The following is a 21,888-nucleotide window of genomic DNA, read 5'->3' as shown; positions in this document are numbered from 1 at the left end:
TCTTCACTAATATATTTAATTTCAACTTTACCACCTCCCTTACCGGTTTGTAGGCAGTCTCTGTGGGTATGGTACAGTGATCTGTTTGATGTTGCCCGCTAAGTCATGTAATAAAGTTTGGCAAATCATGGTGTAAGAAACAATACTAATTCCGCCATCATTTTGGATTTCTTTCACGGACTGCCCTCAGGTGTAATCGCTTTGTGCCCTTACTATTAGCTCATTGATTCGAATCTTAGCCACAATGGGTAAAAGCGCAGCTGTTTTTGCCGGAATGTGTTGTTTATCCCGCAAAAGAACTAAGGGCATAGTCCAAAAGCCTGGGCCATGACCAGCTTGACTTTTTTAAACTCGGCAGGGCTGAACGCAAACGGATCATCGATGAAATTGGCGGACAGTCAGGAGGGTGCCGACCGGCGAATGGCACTTTGGGAGGTCTCTGCTTTAGCGGATCGTCCTATTGGGTTGTTCGATGGTCAGTTATCGAAAACGGTATTGGAAGATACGATACCACTGCCGCTGATGTCCCCGGGGAGACCATGTAGTTCAGGATTATGTTTTGACGGGTTTATCGCTAAAAAACCATCCGGTGGGTTTATTGCGCGGGGCTCTGACGCGTTTACGGAATGTGAAGGTGAGTGATTTGGTGAAGTGTAAGGACAGCGATTTTGTTCGTCTGGCCGGACTGATCACGGTCCGCCAGCGACCGGGAACAGCAAAAGGTGTTCTATTTATGACATTGGACGACGAGACAGGTTCGGCGAACCTGGTGGTCTGGCAGCAGTTATTTGACAAATACCGGAAGGAGATCGTGCAGTCGAAATTATTAATGGTCGCGGGTAAATTGCAGGTGGCTAACGGGGTAACGCATTTGGTGGTGCGTCAGTGTTTTAATATAACGGCGCTGCTGGGCAGTATGACAGCTACCGAACTACCCCAGACACTGGCACGCGGTGATGAGACGACAAAGCCGGTCAATTACGATGGACGCTCAACTATGCCTGATATTCCGGCAGGTAATGCTTTTCACAAAGGGCGGAATTTCCATTAAAGACGGCTGATCCGTCAACCGCATGTGCGAGCTGAGTCGGACATACAGCCGGCCGGTTAGAATCTTTATTTTTCAGCGAATCATCGGCTCATCCTACGCCGAAAACCTGAAAACCTACAGACTTATTACTTTTACGAGAAACTATAAATGGCGTAGTATTTGCAGACTTAGGGGAATTATTATATTTATAACATAATTATTGCTTTTAATGTCGTTTGAAAAACTCATTCCCGGTGACACTGCATTGCTTGAAATACTTAAGCATACAAAAGAGCCTACAGCGATATATACAAGTCCGGATCTGCGTATTGGGTTCATTAATCATGCAATGATGAAGTTATGGCAGAAAACCACCCTTATCGTAGGGAAACCGCTCATTGATGCTGCTCCCGAATTTGCACCTTTTATTCCATTATTGGAACAAGTATGGCGGACAGGCAAACCTTATATTGCTGTCGACACGCCTGCAAACATCGATCGGCATGGTGAGCTGACCACGCATTATTTTGATTTTGAATACCGCCCGGTTTTTGATAGTGCGGGAAGTGTCCAAGCTATTATCAATACAACGACGGAGGTAACCGAACGGCTGAGTACCTTGCAGCAGTTACAAGCTCAGGATATTCAGCAGGAACAACTAAAAAACGAATTGATCGCAGCCAATAAGGAGCTTCTGAAAACGCAGGGAGAACTCGCCGAGATCAACCTGAACCTGCAGTTACATTTATCAAAATCAGAGGAAAACGAGCTTTTTTTGCAGCGCTTCATCATGCAGGCTCCGGCAGCCCTGACCTTACTGCGCGGCCCGCAACTTATCTATGACATATTCAACACAAAATATCAACAACTCGTGCCCGGCCGTGATCTGGAAGGGCGGTCGATTTTTGAAGCGTTACCCGAACTAACAGGCACCCCGCTGGAAGATATTTTGAACAAGGTTTATCATGAAGGCACACCCTTCAGTATTGCAGATTCACTGGTGCCGATAGCTGAGTATGAATCGGGGCCTACGCATGAGCGTTATTTTACGTTCAATTTTGTGCCGTGGTATAATGATAAGGGAGAGATCGACGGGGTATTGAATCTGGCATATGAAGTTACCGACCATGTTAAAAACCAAACAAAAATTGTCAAATTAAATGATGAGTTGCAAAAGGTAAATGGGCAACTGCTCATGGCAGCGGGAGCTGCACGTATCGGGACCTGGTTTATTGAACCTGACAGCAAAGCGCTGACCTACAATACGGTATTGGCGGATATTTTCGGCTATGAAGGTTCGGAACCGATGACCTATGACCAGGCCATCGCCCAGGTAGAACCGGAATTCAGGGATCATCTCGTAAAAGAGATAGCGCTTGCAATACAAAACGGGTACTACTACGATGTAACTTACCAGCATAAAAGATTCAATGATGGGAAGGTGATCTGGCTTCGTTCAACCGGACAAATCTCCGGTGGAGAAAATCAAGGGATTATCGCTTTTTCAGGCGTGGTGTAAGATATCACGCGTCAGCGGCTGGAAGAACAGCGAAAGGATACTTTTATAGGAATGGTTGTCATGAACTGAAAACTCCACTGACATCTACGGCGTAATCAAAAAAACCATACTGATGGATGTTTTGTGCAAGCGAATGGCCGGCCAGCAACGCCGGATGAAAATACAGAACATAGCCCTGGTAGTCACCGGAATCAGGGCTCATTTGCACCACTTGTCCCGGCGTTAAAAAAGCCAAACCGCCTTCTTTAAAGTCATAGGTACCCGGCCCGTATTTAACGCTGCCGTTAAAACTCTTTTTAAACGAGATCTTGTAAAAGTCCAGCATGAACAAGCTGCCCGCATCCCGCAGATCGATCTTTACCTGGTCGTAATTGACCAGCGTGATCATCGGATGGGCCGGCGGATCTAATTTCAGCCTGCGCATCAGATCAGAGATATTATTGAATTTTAACGGCTTGTCCATTGCAATTTGACTTCGCGTATTTTTTTGATCAGTATAAATATAGTATTTAACCCTGAACGGACGGACGGATCACGATATCACCGACATCTACATTATCCGGTTGTTCGATAGCGTAAGCGATAGCCCTGGCAATAGCTTCAGCGGGAATGGCCATTTGATCGGCATTCTGCTGAATAGCATTCCTCACTTCCTCGTTCTTGATGTTGCTGGCAAATTCTGTCGCCACGTAGCCGGGTGAGATACCTGTTACCCGCCAGCGCCCCTTTGACTCCTGGCGCAATGCTTCACTGATCGTACGTACCGCGTTCTTAGTGCCTGCATACACGCCCATGGTGGGAACGATCGCGATACCAGCAGTAGAGATCACATTGATGATGTGTCCGGCACCCTGTTCCTTAAAAACAGGCAGTTCGGCGGCGATCCCATACAGGGTGCCTTTCAGATTGACATCGATCATTTGTTCCCATCCTTCTACATCCAGCTCTTCCATCTTGTGTAACTGGCTGATGCCCGCGTTATTGATCATAACATCAAGTCTGCCGAACCGCTCAAGAGCTAATGCCGTTAATTTGGTCAAATCTTCCCGGCGGGTTACATCGATTTCGAGGTATGCAGCTTCACCACCATTTTGTTCAATAACATCAACGACCGTTTTCAACCGGTTCGCCCTGCGAGCGCCCAAAACCACCTTCGCACCCTGAGCCGCTAATAATTCTGCTGTCGCTCTACCAATACCGCTGCTTGCTCCCGTTATCGCAATAACTTTATCCTGAATTCCGTTTTTCATAAATATTTTGTTTAGGTCAAAGGTCAGCGAACCGGGCGATGCCTGTGTAGCCGAAATTGGCGGATGTGTAGTCTTTTTGGCGGAATGTTAAGTTTATTGTATTTGCGATCAGATTGCTCATCGCTTTTCTCGGATATCTTTAGACACGTTTCGTCAACAGCCTTTCGGCAGGAAAAACATATCAGCAATTATTTTTCTGCCTCCGGCATCTTTCCGAACAGTATCGAATCTCATTCCAAACCTTTTCCCATTTCTTACGCCAGGCGAAAGGTTTGCCGCAGGTCACGCATACCTTTTCCGGCAGATCTTGTTTTTTAACCCCGTTCATGCTTCCACTGCTTTTTTAATGTGGCGTACTTCGGTTCGGCTTCGGCAGCTTTATACTTCTCATAAAATACAGCTGCCGCGGCCGCTTTTTCGGGATCGCCCGTGCCGCGTTGTAATGGTGCGTAGTTACGATCGGCATCGTATTTCTTGCCGCCTTTATAATTCGCATATCTGCGGGCGCGGGTATAACCCATCTGAAGGTACTTACGAGCCATATCTGCACCGACAAAATCATCCGACAACAAATAATCCTTAAACAGCTCAAATATCTTCCGGCTGCTTTCCTCAGCGATAGGCACAGTCTTAAAGCGCCAGTATTGACCGATCTCGCTCTTATAGGGCTCACAGATCAATACTCCCTGTTCACCTTTGCCCACGTGGTAAAGTTCCGGTTGTTCCCGGTAATTGATATCCGGTTTCCACGCATATCGGGGTTTGTCAAAGCCGAGATAAGAGGGTTTCAATGCTGACTCATTTTTGCTTCCATGCTTTGAGTGGTATGCGGCACGGCCATCAATCTTTCTTTTTGTATCAGTTTACCTGATGTGCGGCAGATACCATAGGTTTTGTTGGCGATGCGGCCTAAAGCAGCTTCCAGTTGCTCAATGAATTTCTTTTGTCGGCCGGCCATCTGGTGATTTGTTTCTTTTTCCAGCGTAGCTGCACCATCTTCCAATGTATGAAATCCGCCATCAGGATCTGACTGGCTTAAGGTAGTACTTAAATGGACCATTTCCTCTTTGGCCGCGATGATCTTGTTTTCAATGAGCGTTTTAAACGCCTTTAGTTCGGTGTCTGAATAACGATGTCTGGTGGTTTCCATTCGGCTTAAACACACGGAATGGTGATTTGTTGGATCAACTGATATCGCTTGATCCGTTGTAAGGATAACGTCTTGACCGGCATACTATTGCGTCTGAAAAAATTTAGTTCGAAACCTGCTGATCTTAGGTTTCAGGCCACTATTTTCGGTTATGCATACACCATTTTCACAAACTTATTTCCACGGAACGAAAGCTGATCTTAAAATGGGCGACCTGATCGAGACCGGTATCCGGTCGAACTACGGCCAACGAAACAATGCCAAATATATTTACCTTGCCGCCACGCTCGATCCGGCGGTTTGGGGTGCTGAACTGGCTGTCGGTGATGGTCCGGAGAGAATATACCTGGTGGAAGCGACAGGTAGGCTTGAGGATGATCCTAACCTGACCGACAAAAAATTCCCGGGAAATCCAACGATGTCATACCGCTCCAAAGCCCCTTTTAAGGTGGTCGGCGAGGTCACTGTTTGGCAGGGACATACCGAAGACCAGATCCAGGCTATGAAAAGCGCATTATTGAAGCTAAAGGAACAGGGTATCGAGGCAATTGAAGATTAATCCTGCAGCGCGCACAGTTTTTGAGCAATGGCCTGCATTAAGCTGATTGGAGTGGTCGAATTGCCCAGTACCCGGTAACTTCCTTCTTCGTCGGGTTCAAAGATCAGGGTTTCTTCATCGATCAGCACTGCGATGCGATGGGTATAACCCCATCGCTCGAAACGTGCTTTAAATTCGTGCTCTGATCCCTGATAGCTAACTGTTAAAATAAACGGCTCATTCATATCAGAATTTGATTTTAGCGGGATCGGTCACGATGATTTCCGGTTTGCCTTTGTAATCGATCACTTCGCCTTCCACGGTAATGGTTTTATTTTCAATCTGAGTGCCGGGGTCTTTGGCTTTTCCCTTAAGTGCTATGGTCAACACCTTTGTGATGATCACCATGCCACCGAATCGCCGGATGGCGGAAATCCATGACCGGATGCAGGCCATATTGGAACGCGGGGATATCAAGACCTGGTTGAATCACGGGCTTACCGGAACCCAGCGCTTGGCTTCCCTGCAAGGCAAACCCTGTCTGTCAGAAACGCTAAAGATCAGCGTTGAACAGTCAAAATCATAGTTGTTTAAAACTGCTCATAAAAAAGTAAATAAGTAACGAACAAGTCTTCCTGCGGAGAGTTTTATCAATATGAGCTGGACCTGTCCAAAATGTGATCGCGAACTACCCTGGGAGGACTATCGGCATTACTGCGCTCGGGTCAGCCTGGATAGCTTATTTGAAGGGCGTTCAGCGGAACTGGTGCTTGTCTTTGACAAGATAATTGCCGAAGTAGCGGACTGGCCAAATGTATTGATTGGCGTTACCCCCAATTGCATTGTGTTTACCCGGCGGGTAGGTTTTCTCATTATCCGGCCAATGAAAAAGGAACTGGACCTGAAATTTTATTCAAAGGTGCCGCATCCCGAAAAACCGGTCATCAAAAGCATGGCATCGGGTAAAAAATTCGAAAATCATATCCGGGTTTCCAAGCTGGATGATATCCGGCCGGGTTTGTTTGTTTACCTCCGGGAATCTTACGAATTATAATGACGCTGGTCGTTGAAGGGTTTATAAGAACGGAGATCGTACCGTCTTATTTAGGGATAAAAAGTAGGTCCTTAACCGATATTCAATTCACGGAAATCCCGGCTTAACCGCCTGTCCTTACAGGGAAATGTTTTTTTCGTAACGTTCACGGGAGGCTTTGATCTCCGGCATATGGGTATTGGCCCAGTCGTACAGATGCAAGAGTGAGGGTACCAGGCTTTCACCCAATGATGTCAATGTATATTCTACTTTTGGCGGGATCTGGGTGTACATTTTTCGCGAAACCAGGCCATCGGCTTCCAGTGTCTTAAGCGTAACAGTCAGCATTTTCTGCGAGATGCCATCGATCAGCTGATGCAATTCGTTAAAACGTAATACCCCATGATCAGCAAGCATGATGACCGTCAGCATGGACCATTTGTCGCCAACCCGGTTCAGCACATCCTTGACCGGACAGTTGTCGCGGTCATGCTCACATTTTCTTGAAATTTCTTTTTTCATATACCGCTCATTTTCAGCAATAGTTACTAATAAGTAAGTAGCTGATATTCAAGTACCTTCTTGACAACACTTAACTAACAGTGTAGCTTTGACTTACTTAAAGTAAGTTAATACACAAAAGTAATAAAAGAAAAAATGGATCTTCAATTAAAAGGGAAAAGAGCGCTGGTTACCGGTTCCAGTGCGGGTTTGGGTGAAGCGATCGCCCGTTTATTGGCTGCCGAGGGCGCTGCAGTGATCGTTCATGGTAGAAATAAAAGCCGTGCTGCTGCAGTAGCAGAAGGCATTAAAAATGATGGTGGCCAGGCCACCTTTGTGCTGGGTGACCTCTCAACGGATGAAGGCGCAGACGCTGTAGCAGGCAATGTGCTGGCCGACGGGCCGGTAGATATCCTGGTCAATAATGCGGGCGCCTATCAGCCAAGGGCCTGGATGGATGTCAGTGCTGCCGAATGGGGAAAAAGTTACAATATCAACGTACTCGCTTATGTGCGTATGATCCACCGCTTGTTGCCAGCCATGAAAACGCTGGGCTGGGGGCGAATGATACAGATCGGTTCCTCAGGCGGCATAGAGCCTTTTGCCCTGCAGCCCGATTATCTGGCGGCTACCGCTGCCCGTCATAACCTGACGGTATCATTAGCCAGGGAACTGAAAGGTACGGGGATCACCTCTAACACTATTGCACCCGGGCCTATGCTGGTAGAGAACACACGCAACATGCTGCTCAATATGGCCGGGCAATATGGCTGGGGCACAGCATGGGCGGATATCGAGCGGAATGCCGTCATGCAATTTGTACAGAACGATGTCGGGCGATTCGGCAGACCGGAAGAGGTTGCCGCCGCTGTAGCCTATCTTTCCAGTCCGATGACGAATTACATTACCGGGGCTTTACTACGTGTTGACGGTGGTCATACCCGTTCTGTTTAACTGACCAATGGCTATGAATAAGAAAATAAAGAATATTGTTGGCTGGACGCTGAGTGGTATCGTGCTGCTATTGCTGACCGCTTCAGCTACAGATAAGATCAGCGGCAGTGAACACGCATTAGCAATGACAAGGTCTTTCGGGATCTCGCCGGATACGTACCGTTCACTGGGAATTATCGAACTGATATCCGCGGTGCTGTTCATGATCCCCAGGACAGGTTTGCCGGGTCTGTTGCTATTATCATCTTATCTGGGCGGAGCTATTGCCACACACTTGCAGCACGGGCAGAGCATTTGTTTCCCGGCGGCTATAGAGGCGCTGGTCTGGATCACCGCAGTGATCCGGTTCCCGGAACTATCTATGCGCATTGTGAATAAAGGGAATTTAAGTCCGATCTGAGCATACGACAGCACCTGCATCAACAGTTGCTGTCGTACCTTTTGTCACCGCTGTAGAATGAAAGCTAATTAAAAGATGCTCTAAACTCCAGCGGCGACAGCCTGGTCTTACTTTTGAACAACTTACTGAACGACTGTGAATGTTCAAAACCCAGGCTATAAGCGATCTCGCTCACCGATAGTTCTGTGGTCGAGAGTTTTTCTTTGGCTTTTTCGATCAGCTTTTCATGAATGACCTGCTGCGTAGTTTGCCCGGTGAGTTGTTTCAGCAGGCTGCTCAGGTATTTAGATGAGATATGCAATGCATCAGCAAGATATTGCACCGTTGGCGCTCCCTTCGAAAGCATAGCTTCATCATTGATGCACCCGGTCAATACTTCCTCTAACCGGTCCAGTATCTTGCTGTTCGTTATCTTCCGGGTAATAAACTGGCGCTGATAAAAACGCTCGGCATAGTTTAGCAGTGTTTCCAGATTTGAAATAATTATATCCTGGCTGAATTTATCGATGTTGGAATGATACTCATTTCTGATGTTCCTGATGATGTTATTGATAACGGTTTCTTCTTTGTCAGAAAGGAACAGTGCTTCGTTGGTCGCATAACCGAAGTATTCGTATTTTTTGATCTTGGAGGCAAGCGATGTGTTCCAGAGAAAATCGGGGTGGATAAAAAGCATCCATCCTTCCAGATTTAGTGGCACGCCGTTCTCCTCACCACGCAATACCTGGCCCGGCGACATGAACCCCATTAAGCCTTCATCAAAATCATATTTCTGCTGACCGTAAAACAGGTTATCGCAGCCCCGTTTCATGGATATCACATACAGATCGAATATCACGGCATCGATGTCGTGGTCATTTTTAAATCCTTCGAGGTCAACAATGCTGATCAGCGGATGGTGAGGCTTGGGCAGCCCCATTAAACGATGGATCTCTGTTATCGAACTTATTCTATATGGCGTAGCCTTGGACATGTGGCAATTTAATTAATTTTTAAAAGGATATTTCAGCCAGATCATGATCAGCGGCATCGCTAAGAACGGGATCTCGACCAATGCGATCCGGTAATTACCCGCGCGCAAAGCCAGTCCCATGATCAAAACGATAGACATGGCATTCAGCATGTTCCCAAAAAAGAATGTTTTGGGCATAATCAAAAGAATACCAATTGCCACCGTCAAAAACACAAAGACAGGAACGGCGGACCTGTTGATACCCAGGCTGGTCATCATGGTGAGTGATGCAGGATTGGACTGATAATGTGCGGTATCCCAGGCGTGTTTGAAGCTGAGCGATACAGATACGATTAGCAAGAGTAAGGAGATGCTATTTTTTATCATGATCATTTCAGGATATGTGTATTGATGATGTAACCCATTACCAATGCCAATGGTATACCGATCATGGCACTTGTTAAGGCTCTTTTTGCTTTGTTAGGATATTGCTTCCTGTGTTTGAAGTACAGGAAAAAACCTACAGGCGGCATGGCATTGGAAACCAAGAACCAAAACCTTGACAAGCTGTCATTATGAATATTTTTCATGTTTATAGTTTTAAAGTTTTTTATTGTAATCGTTTCCACTTATAAGTTTTACCTAACATCGGGACACCTTTGTATCCGCGTGTTTCCAGATCGTTAACGCCGTTTAGCTTTCCTTTCAGGCTGTACGTATTGCCATCCTGCACACTATACAATTTGCCATCCACATATTCGCCATCCTTGTAAACGAGTTCGGTGATGTGTGTTAAGCCTTCTACCGGCCTGCTTCTTAGTTTTTCGTTGGGGTTCTTTATATCTTTTTTGGATGTTTTCCCGTCAGCCTCGAACATACCCTTTGACCATAAGAGTTTGGCTGAATAGGTGCTACCGGCCTTATACACTTCGATCTTGTAATCACTGCATTGCCAGGTCCCCAATATCTGATCCGCAGGTAATTTTTGAGCAAAAGATGTGATCGTTAAAAGCAGCAGGATAGCTGCTGAAATTGTTCTTTTCATGTTAGTTAGCGCTTGAGTTATTATTTAATTGCTTGAATTTTTTAAATTCTTTGTGCCCGAAATTGATCAGGGCACCGGGGATGATCCTGCTCACCCATTTGATCACGCCGATCAGGAAAGGCTTGAGTTCCGGCTTGTCCTTTTGCAACCCTTTAATAGTTAGGCTCACCATTTTGTCTACATTCATCATCATGGACGGGTTGGTGGGTAATACCCAGTCGTTCTGCAGGTTGGTGTTAACACCCGGGGGGATCATTTCAAAAACCTTTACGCTGGTGCCTCTTAGTTGCAAACGCAAAGCCTGTGTGTAAGCACGTACCCCTGCTTTGGAGGCGCTGTAGACCGGAGCTACAGAGTAAGGCATAAAAGCGATGCCGGAGGAAACATTCACGATGGCTGCCGAATGCTTTTTGATCAGGTGCGGTAAGAACTGGTGCACCATCTGGATGGTCCCCGTGAGATTGATATCGATCTCACGGGTCATATTCTCCAGGCTTTTCCCGGTATCCTGCAGATCAAGCAGACGCATTTCGCCGGCATTGTTGATGATGATATTCAGGTCGGGGAATTGCCGGGTGACATTATTATACAATTCACTAATATTTTCGGGAATACTGACATCACTTTGAAAAAAGTGGATTTTCGGGAACCGTCTTTGTGTTTCGGTCAGTTTATCAAGGTCGCGGCCCGTAATAATGATACGCGTGCCGAGTTCAGTAAGCTGTTTGACCAGTTCTAAACCGATCCCGCTGGTTCCGCCGGTGATCAGCACTGTGCTATTTTGTAGATCCATATCTGCTGTTATTTGTTACTGCAAAGTTGCAGGAAGATCGGCGGCGGAATGTGTGCAAAAGTCGCGGGTTTGTAGCCAAAAGGCTGAATGTCGTCATCCAAAAAATTGGATACAAAGTCCTTACCTTTGAATATGCAAAGCAAGAGGTCTTTCCTGTATGATCTGAGGCATAACGATAAACTTCCGATCAGGATCGTGTCGCCGGAGTTTGGCCATCTCACCGCAGTTGAGGCCGCAAGCTACAAGGCGCCACACCATCTGCCGTATTATTTTTTCCTGTTCATGATCAATGGCAGCAGTTCGCATACGATAGATCTGAACACTTATGAATTAGGTAATAACGATCTGATCTTTGTTATGCCCCACCAAATACATGAATTACCGGTAAAAGAAAAAGGCGCAGATTATGTAAAATTGGGTTTTGATGAGGCCTGCCTATCCTTGCTGCCCAAACAATATCCGTTTTTGGTGAACCCTTTAAACTCCCAGAAAGTGAGTTTTGATGGGTCGGCGGCCATGCGTGTGAAAACCGTTTTAGGGATACTCCTGGAATTGTTAAGTAATTGGAATACGGATCCCGAACTCATCCTTGCGCATCTGAACAGCTTATTAACAGAAATAAATACAGCATATTTCAGCACTGGTCAGGAGCCTTTAACTGAAAAACTTTCGACCTTTTCCGCGTTCAAAACCTTGGTGGAAACAAATTTTACCGACCATCCAAGTATCGGTCAGCTATCAGCTGAATTGGGTACCAACATTAACGGGTTGTATCAGGTTGTTAAACAATATTCGGGACTTTCACCTAAGGAGTATATTACCAATCGTTTGATACTGGAAGCCAGGCGGCGTTTATATTATGGTGAGCGCTCGTCGATCAGGGAGCTGGCTTTTGATCTCGGCTTTAATGATCCGGAATATTTTTCCCGCTTGTTCAGGAAGGTCACCGGTCAGACCATCGCACAATTCTCACAGGATCTGTCAGGGAATTAATTGGATCTGTCCGGCATTCCCCATCGCAGGATGCTGAGCTTTGTTCAATAATATATATCGTAATGAACAAGCAAAAAAGAACAATATTAATGACAGGCGGTAATGGCCTGGTGGGTTCGCGTCTTTTACCGCGTTTGGTAAATGCTGGTTTGGAGTGCCGGGCACTGGTGCGTGGCGGCAAAGCAGTCCCGGATGGCGTAACGACCGTTGAAGGCGACCTGTTCGATGCCGATTCGCTCACTGAAGCGGTGAAGGACGTATCAGCCATTATACATTTAGCGGCGGTGTTCCGTTCAGCGGATACTGATCTCATTTGGAAAAGCAATCTGGAGGGCACCCGCAACCTGATCTCAGCAGCCAGGAATAATGCGCCTGATGCACGCTTCATTTTTGCAAGCACCAGTCACGTTTATAACATCGACAACCCGCATCCAGGTCGTGAAGACGATGAGGTCGATCCTCAGCATGCCTATCCCGCCAGCAAAGTAGCCGCAGAAAAAGAGGTCAGGAATAGCGAGATGAGCTGGGCGATATTGCGGTTCCCTTTTGTTTATGGCGACGGCGATGGTCATCTGGAGAATTTGCCAAAGCATGTAACGGCGGCAAAATTTCATCCGGCTATGAGAATGAGCACGATCCATCACCGTGACATTTATACCGCTGTCAGCATGGCTTTGGATGGAATCATGGATCAACAAATAGTGAACATCAGCGATGAAGCACCAACAACATTATATGAATTGTTAAAGCTCGTAGGTGAGCAAATGGATCCGTCGGCCGACCCTTTGATCAACCCCTGGCATCTCCATTCTGACAGTTCGCTTGCGCGAAGTCTTGGCTTTCAGCCAATGATCAGAACGGTCTATCAGGCTGTTCAGGAGAAATTATTATAATGATCGGTATACTATCCCCAAAATGTCTTGTGAGGATAGCTACCTGATAACTTACGGATGAGAGCATTCGTAAGTTATTCTCATTTGTAGTCTTAAAAAAAGGGAAAGTGATCTTTTGCGAGGTCGATCCGAAATTGAACTACATTGATGCTTCAAGCGCCTTCTCCAGGACTATTCTGTTATTTTCTCCCCATGACTCCAGGGTTAAGATGATCGGAAGCAGACTTTGCCCTAACGCAGTAAGTTTATATTCAACTTTTGGCACTTTCGTGTCATAAATAGTCTTATCAACAAATCCGTGCTTGACCAATTCATTAAGTTGATTCGTGAGTACCCGCCTGTCCGCAGTATGAATCTTTCTTTGTAATTCTCCTGGTCTTTTCAGCCCGGCTGAGATATAGTAGATCAGCATGAGTTTCCATTTACCGTTCAATAATTCCTTGAACAGGTGAAGGCCGCAATCTAACCTAAGCGGTATTTTCTTTTCATACATGATTTTCTGTATTGTATCCCATGATCAGTATAGTGATTAATTTATGCGTACTTGACCCCGGGCCTGAGTTGAGATAGCTTTGCCAAAAAAAATAAAGATATGATCAAATTTTCATTTTTAATTAAAAAGCTGCCGGGCATGAGCCTGGAAACATTCGTCGATCATCACAAAAATAAGCACGCCCCGCTATTCTCTTCGATACCTGAAGCGCAGCAATATGTTCGTAAGTATGTAGTGAGCCACCCGATCACTGAACCGGGATCTCCAGAACCTGCTTTTGATGCGATCACAGATATCTATTTCGACTCTTTTGAAGATTACCGACAGTTTTTTTCATCAGAGAATTTCCTGAAAAATGTGCAACCGGATCACGCTAATTTTTTCGATGAGCGCAAAGTTGTTATGCTGACCACGAAAGAAACTACCGTTATTTTCGGATCCTGACCATTCAACAGTGGAAGCGTCCTTTCGTCTGATCTGATGAACAGATCAGACGGAAAGACTTGATGAGCTATCAAACATAATCTTTCATACCGTTTATGTGATTCCGCCCGGCACCTTTTATAAATAGTTGATTAGTATCGATCCGGTCAGGGCTATCAATAATACGCCTGCACGCAAATAGATAACACTGTCCCAGCGTTGCTGTAATTCCCTGATGTTGCCGATCATCCTTCCGAATTTTATTCCCTCCACCATGATCTTATTTATGGGTTTCGAGATCTTAACGTAGATCATCAAATGCGTAAGCAAAGCGATCAGCGATAAGACAGAGAACTGCCCATGAAGGGTGGATAAGCCATTTAAAACCACCTGCATTAAGATGGTAATTATCGCCAATACACCAAATACGGGCATTCGTTGGTCGGCTATTTCATGAAAATGGCCGATCAGATCAGCTATCGATCCATCTTTGCTTTTAGCTACAGCTTTTCTACCCACCACAGCAAAAAACACATCTGTGCCGAAGACAACAGCTGTAGCGACTATCGCCAGGCCGTTGAAGATGTTAAGTATCATGGACTGCATGACCTTATTTTTCAGCTTTTGCTTTAAATAAAAACACGGTAGTAATCGCCATATAAACAGCGGTAAAGCCATGGATCATTAAATGCGTCAGATCACCGGTCCCATTGACGGCAAGTATAGTTAGGGCATCCGAGATCGGGATAATGGTCGCCGCACCGAAGACGATACCGGCAGCGTGAGGTTGGCGACGGATCAGGAATACAAGAAGTACGATACCGGAGAAAATATCCCTGACTCCCTTGATCCAGCCATAGGCCAGCGCTTCTTTCGTCTGAGCCAGCGGAATGCCAAACCCATCTGCGCCTGCCTGCGGAGCCACGATAAACCTGCCCCCTATAAAGATAATGCCTATGGCTAACAAGGCAGTAAGCCAATACGAAGCCGAACGCGGCCCCCAAAAATTGATGTGCTGTGTTTTCATTTGCTTTAACTTTTTTTTGTTAAGCAAATCTCGGTTGACTTCATTTCTTATTCATTCACCCAGGTTAATTAACGCTGGTGGGCAATTCTATTTCGTATGCGGGATAAGGATTGCGGCTTGATACCCACATAAGATGCGATGTAATATTGGGGCACCCGCTGACTGATGTCTGCATAGCTGTTCATAAAACGCTGATAGCGTTGTTCAGGAGCGTCTTTGTAAAAGGAGGATAACTGCTGAAGCACATTGACAAAAACATGCTCTATGACGACCCGACCAAAACGCTCGCCCTCGCTAAGACCTTTATAAAGTTTTTGAAGACCATCCCGGTTTATGATATACAAAGATGTGTCCTCCAGGGCCTGGATATTTTTATTAGATGGAAGTTGAGGTAGAAAGCTTTCATAGTCGCACATAAAATCACCCTCGCTGCCGAAATAATAAGTGCCATCATTCCCGTCATTATTGATGTAATAGCGGACCAGGCCCTTCCTGATCAACGCCGCATACCGGCAGACTTCTCCTTCATTCAGGAAATGTTCTCCTTTTTTGATCTCCTTTACCGTAAAGGTCTCCTTGATCAATTGAGCTTCATCTTCGGTAATGTTGATGAGCTGTTTAAAACTATTTATTAAAAATTGCATTCACTTTTAGATATAAATCACTTCCGATCCTGATCCAATGGCTTTACCGCACAATGGTAACATTTCTTAAGATAATTTAAATGAACAATATCCGGTTCAGTCGAACAAATCTTTTCAATATCACTGAAAGGATTTGTATTCGCAAAAGAGAATGCTTATAGTACCAGGCACTGTTTGCTTATCAGCAAGCGAATGCGGGGACATTACCCTCAGGTGAAAAATGCCCTGAATTCCAAAGGGAAGCCGGCTCAAAGCAGGCGGCCGGATGATTTCCATCATGACTGGCATTTCCGCAGATCGCTGCCTTACATGGGCTTGCCGATAATTTTATCCCGATGAATATGTCCCCATTATTTAAGAGCGGTAATCACGCTCTTAAGACTGCGTTTGACTGTTTGCGCTGTATTCCACCACCGGTGGAAAGAAATCGTATACCTGTCTTTCCATTAATTGATGCGCTTCGATTTCTTTCAATTCCCTGGATAGCATTCGATCACTAATCCCCTAATATCGCGGGCAATCTCCAATAATTGCCATAGTACCCAATCCTCTTCTCTTACGTTGGAATATAGCCTGTAAAATCCTATCCGAAAGAAAGATAAGAAATTCAGACTGCTTTCATCATACTAAAGATAACTTTTCCCTGCCATACGCCCCGCTTTTTATGCCATCCACTTCGTGCCGCGCTCTCCGCTGTATCTTTTCCTAAGAGTGCCGCTGCAAACGCTGATGCTCTTGGAGTACTGGCATGCGCCGGCGTAGGCATTGTATCCGCGCAGCCACAGGATTGCATTGTGGCTAATCAAACTAATTTCCCGAAAGAGGGTAAAAGCGCAGCTAAGTTCTTGCCGGAATAAGTTGTGCATTTGCCAAAAGAGCTTAAGGCAAAAAGTTTTGACGCAAGCCAGCGACGGATACTCAGCAATATCAGCTACACCGCTGAAGAAAAGTACCAGAACTTCATGAAGACCTATCCAAATATATCCTATCGGATACCACTAAATATGATCGCTTCTTTTTTAGGCGTTTCGAGAGAGACACTTAGCCGCATCAGAAAACGGATTTAACTTGAATTTTTTATGCAGGCTTCTGAATAGCCCGATATTTCTGTATCGTTAATAGATTCTGTAAACTATCAATTGAACTAAAATGATTTTAACCCTAATTATTCATCGAGAAATTCATTGTATTTTAAACTTCAGTAACTTATAAATATTCAGGTAACAAAAAACTAATAAACTTTTACCATGTTGTTATGAATGTTTGTAAGAGGACAGTACAACTCAAATTTCAAAAATATGCGTTATTACACTGTAAATAGATAATTTTGTTTTAGAAGGAACTTAAAATCGCGTTTTTGAGTTAAAGTCGTCATTTTGAGTCTAGGGTATCCTATGGGGGAATCGAACCCCATTCAAGCGACATTTAAATCGTTTAAAAGCTTAGCAGCAATTACTAAAATTATGAATAGGCGTCTACAAATTTTCCCCAGAGGGTACAGCACGGAGTATGATAAAAATTTAACGGTCGACGCCTGCCGGAATATTATATTATCGCTCCCCAGACTAGGCTCGAACTATTAATAAATATTAGCAAAAAGTTGTAAATCTTGCAGAAAATGGTTCGAGTTTAGCCCTGTTGGGGCTACTAGCACCATTCAGGGGGAGCTGGATCGAACTACAGAAATCAGGTTCGCAATGTTACAAATCAAAACCCTATAAATTAGAGCTATAGTTTGTACTGTATGCCATAGTAAAAGTTTCATCCTCCCGAAAATGGACTATATACTGGCAAACATATTTTATAGAGATTGACTAACCATTTAAAAAAATCGCCGATGATTGCAGGATGAGTTTTGTTCCATAAAGTAATTAAGAAGCAACTCTTTTGCTGTTTCTTTCTTTAAAACCTTATTCCTGTCAAAGTTTTAAATTGGAGTAATTACTTGATCGTTTCATTTACTGTTGATCATCATGAAAAACAATCGTTGATTACCAACGCTAACTGTGATAGCTAAAATTAAGGTAGATGGGCTTACGGTCGGTCATTAAAGTTCAACCTGTAAACACACAATTTGTTCAATCAATATTTGTAATTGGCAAACGCGCCATTGCTGATCACCTTGTCGCCCTTTGCAAAAACATTTTCGGGGACAAGCGTAGCTGAAAACGTACCGCTTATTGTTTTTGCTGCAACATCAATTGAAGTGATGGTAACGGTACCTGTACCTGCCCAAATCATGTTATAGGAAGATGGGCGACCGGTTGATAGTCTTGCAAATGTGGTATAGCGAATCACCGATTGTACGGTACCCATAACCGGGTAAGTACCGGCGCCTTTCACATCATCCAGTTTAATATCCAGCCGATCCATCTGATACGATTTTGAGCTATTGCCGCCTAACGGACCACCGCCTAAGCTTACGCTTATCCATGTATCATAGGTCCACAAATTTAGATTTGGCGAGGTATAATTTGCACCAACGGTTTTGCCCCGGAAATGTTTGCGGCCATCCATTTCATAAGTAATAAAATTAGGCGAGCCGGGGTCGGCATCATCGTAGAACAGAAACGAGCCGGCATCTACCCTCTCTCCATCAGCTACCGTTACTTCAAATTTGGTACCAGATACCGGCGTGTAACCCAAGCCTATGTTTATAGTACCGTAATAATCGCCGCTGGGCATGTTTCGAAAGGTGAAGTTCCCCTCCGCGTCAGTCTTTGCAGAATAAGTTTGCAAATTGCCCTTATGCAAAACTGAGACACCGATGTTACTGGCAACATTGGTCAGGTGCCCGACGATGGTACCCGTACCTGTTGCCGGCTGTAACAGCGGACTGCCTCTAAAATCAGCCCTTTCCAAAAACCTGGTCTCATCAGGTTCCAGCGTAAGCAAAAAGCCGTTGGGTTGTACTTTTGCGCCTGCTATAAGAAAATTAATGCTGTATTCGCCGGCCGGCAGATCAAAAAACTGGTAAACGCCATCCTCACCAGGCTTCGCGGTGGTGTTCACGCCGGTAGACGTATTTGTGGCCGTTACGGCAAACTGGTCAACGGCAAAAAGTGGCATTATACTGCCTTCGATAGCAAGCTTTGGTACTGCCGGCTCGATTTGATCAGGCCCGGATTTTTCTGATTTTTTGCAGGCACTAAACGTAGCCAGTAATAGGATAAGGTATAGGGCTAATTTTTTCATAATGATATGGTAAAGCAAAGGTAGATATGGTGTATTTACAGGGCAATACCGCAGATTGGGGGATTTTGCTGTTACCGTTACCGCCGGGTTTTAAAAACACGTACCTTGGGCAAATGCAGTTCGACCGGATAGTTACTTATTTCCTGCCAAAACACATTCAGCACAACAAAACCCACCCCAGGTATAATGAGTTACGCATTGTGCTCAGCACTACCATGATCGGGCTTCCGCTAATGCTGATCTTTCCGCCGGTGATACATCTGATAGGCAAACCTGTTATCGGTTTCCTGATCAATGATTTCCTGGTGCTCACAATTATCCTGTCTATTAAGTTTTGGGGGCATTACCGCATCCCGATGACCATTACAGCGCTGGTTACTTACTTTATTATATACGACTGGATCAGGAGTTCGGGCTATATCTATTCATCCAATGTCAGCATATTACACATGTACCTGCTGGCGGCGGTTTGGGCAGATAAGCGTTACGGTTGGTGGGTGATTTTTACCAACCTGGGGCTATTTGGATTTATTTACTACCAAACCCTGCATGCAGGCCTTCCGGCCGGTGTGGACGGCGCGCTTGGCAGCCCGCTTTACGCGCTGGTGATGAACGCGCTCATTACTGTTTTTTTTGGCGGCTTTTTGGCTTACCTGCAATATGACCAGGAAAGCGACAGGGCCAAGATCCGCTTGTTGCAGGACCGCCGCATCAGCGTGTTGGACGAAGCTGTAAAACAACGTACCGAACAATTAAACACCATGCGCGAAACCATCGCCACCGATTTTCATGACGAAACAGGTAACATGCTCTCGGCCATAACCCGGCAGGCTTCGCTGTTGAAACTCAAACTCACGCCCGATGATGAAGCCCGGCCGCTGGTAGAGAGCATCATCCGCAACAGCAAGGCCTTGTATGCCAGCAGTAAGGATTTTTTATGGCACCTGCACCATAACAGCGATGATCCGCAGGAGTTGTTTCATTACCTTACCAGCTACGGGCAAAACTATTACAACCAGTTTGATATCGCGTTCTCGTCTATGGGAGAAGAATGTCACGACAAACAGTTCCCCTCATCGGCAGCCCTGAACATTATTTACATTTTTAAAGAAGCAATGACCAACGTGGTAAAACATTCCGGCGCTAAGGAGGTTGTTTTTGAGATGCGTTGCCAGCCTGCCAGCATTACCTATAGTCTGCGCGATAATGGCAACTGGAAGGAAAGCGACAATGTGCATGAGCATTATGGCCTGACTAACATGGAACGCCGCTGCCAAAAAAATGGGTTTGACTTTAACCTGGCCAAACAAACATCGGCAACGCTGATCGAGGTGACCATCCGGGTAACTGATCTTAACACAAACGCATGAAAAAACGCATTACGATTATAGAAGACAACAGCGTGATCCGCGAGGGTTTTGCAGCCGTTATTGATAGTTGCCCCGATTATTTAGTAGCAGGCCAATATGGCAGTTGCGAACAGGCGCTGCAACACTTGGAAAAAGATGAACCGGGGCTGGTACTAATGGATATTGACCTGCCCGGGATGACCGGCATAGAAGGCACCCTGCAGATCAAAAAACGCAGGCCGAAATGTATAGTACTTATTATTACCGTATTGGAGGATAGCGACAAGGTTTTCCGCTCATTATGCGCAGGTGCCGGTGGTTATATTGTAAAAAACTCTGACACGGACGATATTGTAAAAAGCATTGCAGAAGCCTTTGCAGGCGGTGCGCCCATGAGTTTGAGCATCGCGCGAATGGTGGTACAATCCTTTAACCGGCCGCAGGATTCGCCGCTATCTGAAAGAGAAAAAGAGGTATTGCAGGGCATAGCCCAGGGGAAAACTTATTCCAGGATAGCGCTCGACCTGTTTATCAGCAAAGAAACCGTTCGCACCCATATCAAGAACATTTATCAAAAACTGGCCGTAAACAGTAAGGCAGACGCCTTGAAAGTTGCCGGGCAAAACAAATGGCTGAGCTGATAAATCCCCCAATTTGCGGTATTGTGTAAAATCATGCCGGGCGATATTTTTGTGCGCATGATGAAGAAGGTAATTATTATCCTGCTATTGTGCAGCGCCGGCCTGGGCGCTTGCCGTAAAAACAACCCGTCACTGCAACCAGAAGAGAAAACCGGCAGTCTTAGCGGGACAGTATCTCCCATCGGTTCGGTTCAGGCAGTCATCATCCTGAAGGACGGTGACCCGGCAGACAAAATCCAGCGGACCGTACCCGACGCAACCACCGGCAAATTCAGTTTCCCGGGATTAAAGGCCGGAACTTACGCCCTGATGAGTGAGCCTGTCAGCGGCTACATGCCGATCGAAAACCAGGCTATCGAGATCAAAGCGGAACAGGAAACCGCGGTAGCCCTTGTTTTTAATAAATACCCCATCACCACGCCGGATATACCGATCAGTTTCAAAAGTGGTTTTGCAACCAGAGTCTACTATACCGATCAGAGGCTTACCATTGTGAAATTCAGGAGTGAAGGTAGTTTTGGTAAATTAGGTTATAAAACCTTTGAACTTACTATTCAGCTTGATGCGATAACCGGCCCCGGCACTTTTATATGCAATGCCACTTCAAAATCATTTATCCGTTATGTATCTGCTTATGATGGCACTATTGGTTTCAGAACTTGGGGCAGCAAAACCACAGATGGGAATGCTACGGTCAACATTACCACCTTTGATCCCGTTACTAAACAGATCCAAGGCACTTTCAACGGCAGTCTTCCTCCTATAGCCGGAACCAGGGGCACAGTAATTATAGAAGATGGCACTTTGAATTTTTAGTTAACATATTGAATTGGACTATAATTGATATTTATTGCCACTCAATCCAGTGATTTGCAAAAGTTTTACAGACACAAGCCATCAAAACATCAGCTTGAGTTCAATCGATGATTATAATGTGTTGCCTTTGAAGATGACGAGGCTGAGCTCTGTGAAAATCTTGCTTGTAAACCGAGTATTGAGTAATTAAAAAACGGGAATGTTGTTTAACATTCCCGTTAGTCATGATTATAAAAGGAATGGTTATTT

Annotated in this window: 32 protein-coding genes; 13 read left to right on the top strand and 19 right to left on the bottom strand. The window is 45.3% G+C overall.

Annotated elements, in window-relative coordinates:
- Positions 1-559: 559 nt before the first annotated feature.
- Both ABD894_RS15400 and ABD894_RS15395 read left to right on the top strand, forming a co-directional pair.
- The gene (locus tag ABD894_RS15400; RefSeq protein WP_345211951.1) at positions 560-1,051 is read left to right on the top strand and encodes an OB-fold nucleic acid binding domain-containing protein; all 492 of its coding nucleotides are present in this window, start codon (positions 560-562) and stop codon (positions 1,049-1,051) included.
- A 208-nt stretch (positions 1,052-1,259) separates the two neighbouring features.
- Complete coding sequence (locus ABD894_RS15395; RefSeq protein ID WP_345211950.1) at positions 1,260-2,549, top strand: PAS domain-containing protein; 1,290 nt, start codon at positions 1,260-1,262, stop codon at positions 2,547-2,549.
- A gap of 58 nt (positions 2,550-2,607) precedes the next feature.
- Here the strand turns inward: ABD894_RS15395 and ABD894_RS15390 are convergent, their stop codons facing one another.
- The 5 genes from ABD894_RS15390 to ABD894_RS15370 form a co-directional block, all read right to left on the bottom strand.
- A complete protein-coding gene (locus ABD894_RS15390; protein ID WP_345211949.1) occupies positions 2,608-3,012 on the bottom strand; it encodes an AraC family ligand binding domain-containing protein in 405 nt (134 codons plus the stop codon).
- Between the two features lie 46 nt (positions 3,013-3,058).
- Complete coding sequence (locus ABD894_RS15385; RefSeq protein WP_345211948.1) at positions 3,059-3,799, bottom strand: SDR family oxidoreductase; 741 nt, start codon at positions 3,797-3,799, stop codon at positions 3,059-3,061.
- 181 nt (positions 3,800-3,980) lie between these two features.
- Entirely contained in the window at positions 3,981-4,127 is a 147-nt protein-coding gene (locus ABD894_RS15380; protein WP_345211947.1) for a DUF2256 domain-containing protein, read from the bottom strand.
- On the bottom strand, positions 4,114-4,590 hold the full coding sequence (locus ABD894_RS15375) for a DUF4385 domain-containing protein (RefSeq protein WP_345211946.1): 477 nt from the start codon (positions 4,588-4,590) through the stop codon (positions 4,114-4,116). The genes ABD894_RS15380 and ABD894_RS15375 overlap by 14 nt, the downstream gene beginning before the upstream one ends.
- Positions 4,587-4,949, bottom strand: a complete 363-nt coding sequence (locus ABD894_RS15370) for a TraR/DksA family transcriptional regulator (protein WP_345211945.1) — start codon at positions 4,947-4,949, stop codon at positions 4,587-4,589. Before ABD894_RS15370 ends, ABD894_RS15375 begins: the two co-directional genes overlap by 4 nt.
- A 151-nt stretch (positions 4,950-5,100) precedes the next feature.
- Here ABD894_RS15370 and arr point away from each other — a divergent pair, with 151 nt between their 5' ends.
- A complete protein-coding gene (gene arr, locus ABD894_RS15365) occupies positions 5,101-5,508 on the top strand; it encodes an NAD(+)--rifampin ADP-ribosyltransferase (RefSeq protein ID WP_345211944.1) in 408 nt (135 codons plus the stop codon).
- Here the strand turns inward: arr and ABD894_RS15360 are convergent.
- Together ABD894_RS15360 and ABD894_RS15355 are read right to left on the bottom strand one after the other, a co-directional pair.
- Positions 5,505-5,732: a hypothetical protein gene (locus tag ABD894_RS15360; protein ID WP_345211943.1), complete on the bottom strand. Its 228-nt coding sequence runs from the start codon at positions 5,730-5,732 to the stop codon at positions 5,505-5,507. The two genes, arr and ABD894_RS15360, sit on opposite strands and share 4 nt — an antisense overlap.
- 1 nt (position 5,733) lies before the next feature.
- Positions 5,734-5,943 carry a hypothetical protein gene (locus tag ABD894_RS15355; RefSeq protein ID WP_345211942.1) on the bottom strand — a complete coding sequence of 70 codons (210 nt, stop codon included), beginning with the start codon at positions 5,941-5,943 and terminating at the stop codon, positions 5,734-5,736.
- Here ABD894_RS15355 and ABD894_RS28195 point away from each other — a divergent pair.
- Positions 5,867-6,073 carry an SOS response-associated peptidase family protein gene (locus tag ABD894_RS28195; RefSeq protein ID WP_425562966.1) on the top strand — a complete coding sequence of 69 codons (207 nt, stop codon included), beginning with the start codon at positions 5,867-5,869 and terminating at the stop codon, positions 6,071-6,073. The two genes, ABD894_RS15355 and ABD894_RS28195, sit on opposite strands and share 77 nt — an antisense overlap.
- A gap of 69 nt (positions 6,074-6,142) precedes the next feature.
- Positions 6,143-6,541, top strand: a complete 399-nt coding sequence (locus tag ABD894_RS15350; RefSeq protein WP_345211941.1) for a DUF5655 domain-containing protein — start codon at positions 6,143-6,145, stop codon at positions 6,539-6,541.
- Between the two features lie 117 nt (positions 6,542-6,658).
- On the opposite strand, the gene ABD894_RS15345 is transcribed toward ABD894_RS15350, so the two are convergent.
- Positions 6,659-7,042 carry a winged helix-turn-helix transcriptional regulator gene (locus ABD894_RS15345; RefSeq protein ID WP_345211940.1) on the bottom strand — a complete coding sequence of 128 codons (384 nt, stop codon included), beginning with the start codon at positions 7,040-7,042 and terminating at the stop codon, positions 6,659-6,661.
- Between the two features lie 135 nt (positions 7,043-7,177).
- Between ABD894_RS15345 and ABD894_RS15340 the strand changes: the two genes are divergently transcribed.
- Both ABD894_RS15340 and ABD894_RS15335 read left to right on the top strand, forming a co-directional pair.
- On the top strand, positions 7,178-7,975 hold the full coding sequence (locus tag ABD894_RS15340; protein WP_345211939.1) for an SDR family NAD(P)-dependent oxidoreductase: 798 nt from the start codon (positions 7,178-7,180) through the stop codon (positions 7,973-7,975).
- 13 nt (positions 7,976-7,988) lie between these two features.
- Complete coding sequence (locus ABD894_RS15335) at positions 7,989-8,375, top strand: DoxX family protein (RefSeq protein ID WP_345211938.1); 387 nt, start codon at positions 7,989-7,991, stop codon at positions 8,373-8,375.
- A 64-nt stretch (positions 8,376-8,439) separates the two neighbouring features.
- Here the strand turns inward: ABD894_RS15335 and ABD894_RS15330 are convergent, their stop codons facing one another.
- The 5 genes from ABD894_RS15330 to ABD894_RS15310 are packed head-to-tail and all read right to left on the bottom strand — an operon-like array spanning position 8,440 to position 11,165.
- A complete protein-coding gene (locus ABD894_RS15330) occupies positions 8,440-9,348 on the bottom strand; it encodes a helix-turn-helix domain-containing protein (RefSeq protein ID WP_345211937.1) in 909 nt (302 codons plus the stop codon).
- Between the two features lie 12 nt (positions 9,349-9,360).
- Positions 9,361-9,720 carry a hypothetical protein gene (locus tag ABD894_RS15325; protein WP_345211936.1) on the bottom strand — a complete coding sequence of 120 codons (360 nt, stop codon included), beginning with the start codon at positions 9,718-9,720 and terminating at the stop codon, positions 9,361-9,363.
- The gene (locus tag ABD894_RS15320; protein WP_345211935.1) at positions 9,717-9,917 is read right to left on the bottom strand and encodes a hypothetical protein; all 201 of its coding nucleotides are present in this window, start codon (positions 9,915-9,917) and stop codon (positions 9,717-9,719) included. Before ABD894_RS15320 ends, ABD894_RS15325 begins: the two co-directional genes overlap by 4 nt.
- A gap of 20 nt (positions 9,918-9,937) precedes the next feature.
- Complete coding sequence (locus ABD894_RS15315; RefSeq protein ID WP_345211934.1) at positions 9,938-10,372, bottom strand: DUF2147 domain-containing protein; 435 nt, start codon at positions 10,370-10,372, stop codon at positions 9,938-9,940.
- Between the two features lies 1 nt (position 10,373).
- On the bottom strand, positions 10,374-11,165 hold the full coding sequence (locus ABD894_RS15310) for an SDR family oxidoreductase (protein ID WP_345211933.1): 792 nt from the start codon (positions 11,163-11,165) through the stop codon (positions 10,374-10,376).
- Between the two features lie 132 nt (positions 11,166-11,297).
- On the opposite strand from ABD894_RS15310, the gene ABD894_RS15305 reads away from it, so the two are divergent.
- Together ABD894_RS15305 and ABD894_RS15300 are read left to right on the top strand one after the other, a co-directional pair.
- Positions 11,298-12,158 (top strand): AraC family transcriptional regulator, encoded by an 861-nt coding sequence (locus ABD894_RS15305; RefSeq protein WP_345211932.1) that lies wholly within the window; start codon positions 11,298-11,300, stop codon positions 12,156-12,158.
- Between the two features lie 62 nt (positions 12,159-12,220).
- A complete protein-coding gene (locus ABD894_RS15300; protein WP_345211931.1) occupies positions 12,221-13,051 on the top strand; it encodes an NAD-dependent epimerase/dehydratase family protein in 831 nt (276 codons plus the stop codon).
- Between the two features lie 139 nt (positions 13,052-13,190).
- Here ABD894_RS15300 and ABD894_RS15295 read toward each other — a convergent pair whose 3' ends face one another.
- Positions 13,191-13,544 (bottom strand): winged helix-turn-helix transcriptional regulator, encoded by a 354-nt coding sequence (locus ABD894_RS15295; protein WP_345211930.1) that lies wholly within the window; start codon positions 13,542-13,544, stop codon positions 13,191-13,193.
- 99 nt (positions 13,545-13,643) lie between these two features.
- Between ABD894_RS15295 and ABD894_RS15290 the strand changes: the two genes are divergently transcribed.
- Complete coding sequence (locus ABD894_RS15290) at positions 13,644-13,988, top strand: EthD domain-containing protein (protein ID WP_345211929.1); 345 nt, start codon at positions 13,644-13,646, stop codon at positions 13,986-13,988.
- Positions 13,989-14,105: 117 nt separating this feature from the next.
- On the opposite strand, the gene ABD894_RS15285 is transcribed toward ABD894_RS15290, so the two are convergent.
- The 5 genes from ABD894_RS15285 to ABD894_RS15270 all read right to left on the bottom strand — a co-directional run bounded on the left by ABD894_RS15285 (position 14,106) and on the right by ABD894_RS15270 (position 18,833).
- Positions 14,106-14,573 (bottom strand): hypothetical protein, encoded by a 468-nt coding sequence (locus ABD894_RS15285; protein WP_345211928.1) that lies wholly within the window; start codon positions 14,571-14,573, stop codon positions 14,106-14,108.
- 4 nt (positions 14,574-14,577) lie between these two features.
- Positions 14,578-14,994 carry a DUF4267 domain-containing protein gene (locus ABD894_RS15280; RefSeq protein ID WP_345211927.1) on the bottom strand — a complete coding sequence of 139 codons (417 nt, stop codon included), beginning with the start codon at positions 14,992-14,994 and terminating at the stop codon, positions 14,578-14,580.
- Positions 14,995-15,062: 68 nt separating this feature from the next.
- Positions 15,063-15,638, bottom strand: a complete 576-nt coding sequence (locus tag ABD894_RS15275; RefSeq protein WP_345211926.1) for a Crp/Fnr family transcriptional regulator — start codon at positions 15,636-15,638, stop codon at positions 15,063-15,065.
- A gap of 375 nt (positions 15,639-16,013) precedes the next feature.
- Positions 16,014-16,139 (bottom strand): winged helix-turn-helix transcriptional regulator, encoded by a 126-nt coding sequence (locus ABD894_RS28190; RefSeq protein WP_425562970.1) that lies wholly within the window; start codon positions 16,137-16,139, stop codon positions 16,014-16,016.
- 1,581 nt (positions 16,140-17,720) lie between these two features.
- Complete coding sequence (locus ABD894_RS15270) at positions 17,721-18,833, bottom strand: carboxypeptidase regulatory-like domain-containing protein (RefSeq protein ID WP_345211925.1); 1,113 nt, start codon at positions 18,831-18,833, stop codon at positions 17,721-17,723.
- A 26-nt stretch (positions 18,834-18,859) separates the two neighbouring features.
- On the opposite strand from ABD894_RS15270, the gene ABD894_RS15265 reads away from it, so the two are divergent.
- The 3 genes from ABD894_RS15265 to ABD894_RS15255 are packed head-to-tail and all read left to right on the top strand — an operon-like array spanning position 18,860 to position 21,639.
- Entirely contained in the window at positions 18,860-20,203 is a 1,344-nt protein-coding gene (locus tag ABD894_RS15265) for a sensor histidine kinase (protein ID WP_345211924.1), read from the top strand.
- Positions 20,200-20,823, top strand: a complete 624-nt coding sequence (locus ABD894_RS15260; RefSeq protein WP_345211923.1) for a response regulator transcription factor — start codon at positions 20,200-20,202, stop codon at positions 20,821-20,823. The genes ABD894_RS15265 and ABD894_RS15260 overlap by 4 nt, the downstream gene beginning before the upstream one ends.
- A gap of 33 nt (positions 20,824-20,856) precedes the next feature.
- On the top strand, positions 20,857-21,639 hold the full coding sequence (locus ABD894_RS15255) for a hypothetical protein (RefSeq protein ID WP_345211922.1): 783 nt from the start codon (positions 20,857-20,859) through the stop codon (positions 21,637-21,639).
- Positions 21,640-21,888: the final 249 nt, after the last annotated feature.

Origin of the sequence: Mucilaginibacter gynuensis, from assembly GCF_039541195.1 — a bacterium.
GTDB lineage: Bacteria > Bacteroidota > Bacteroidia > Sphingobacteriales > Sphingobacteriaceae > Mucilaginibacter > Mucilaginibacter gynuensis.
The sequence above is the reverse complement of the archived record's forward strand: the minus strand, read 5'-3'. Positions and strand labels throughout refer to the sequence as shown.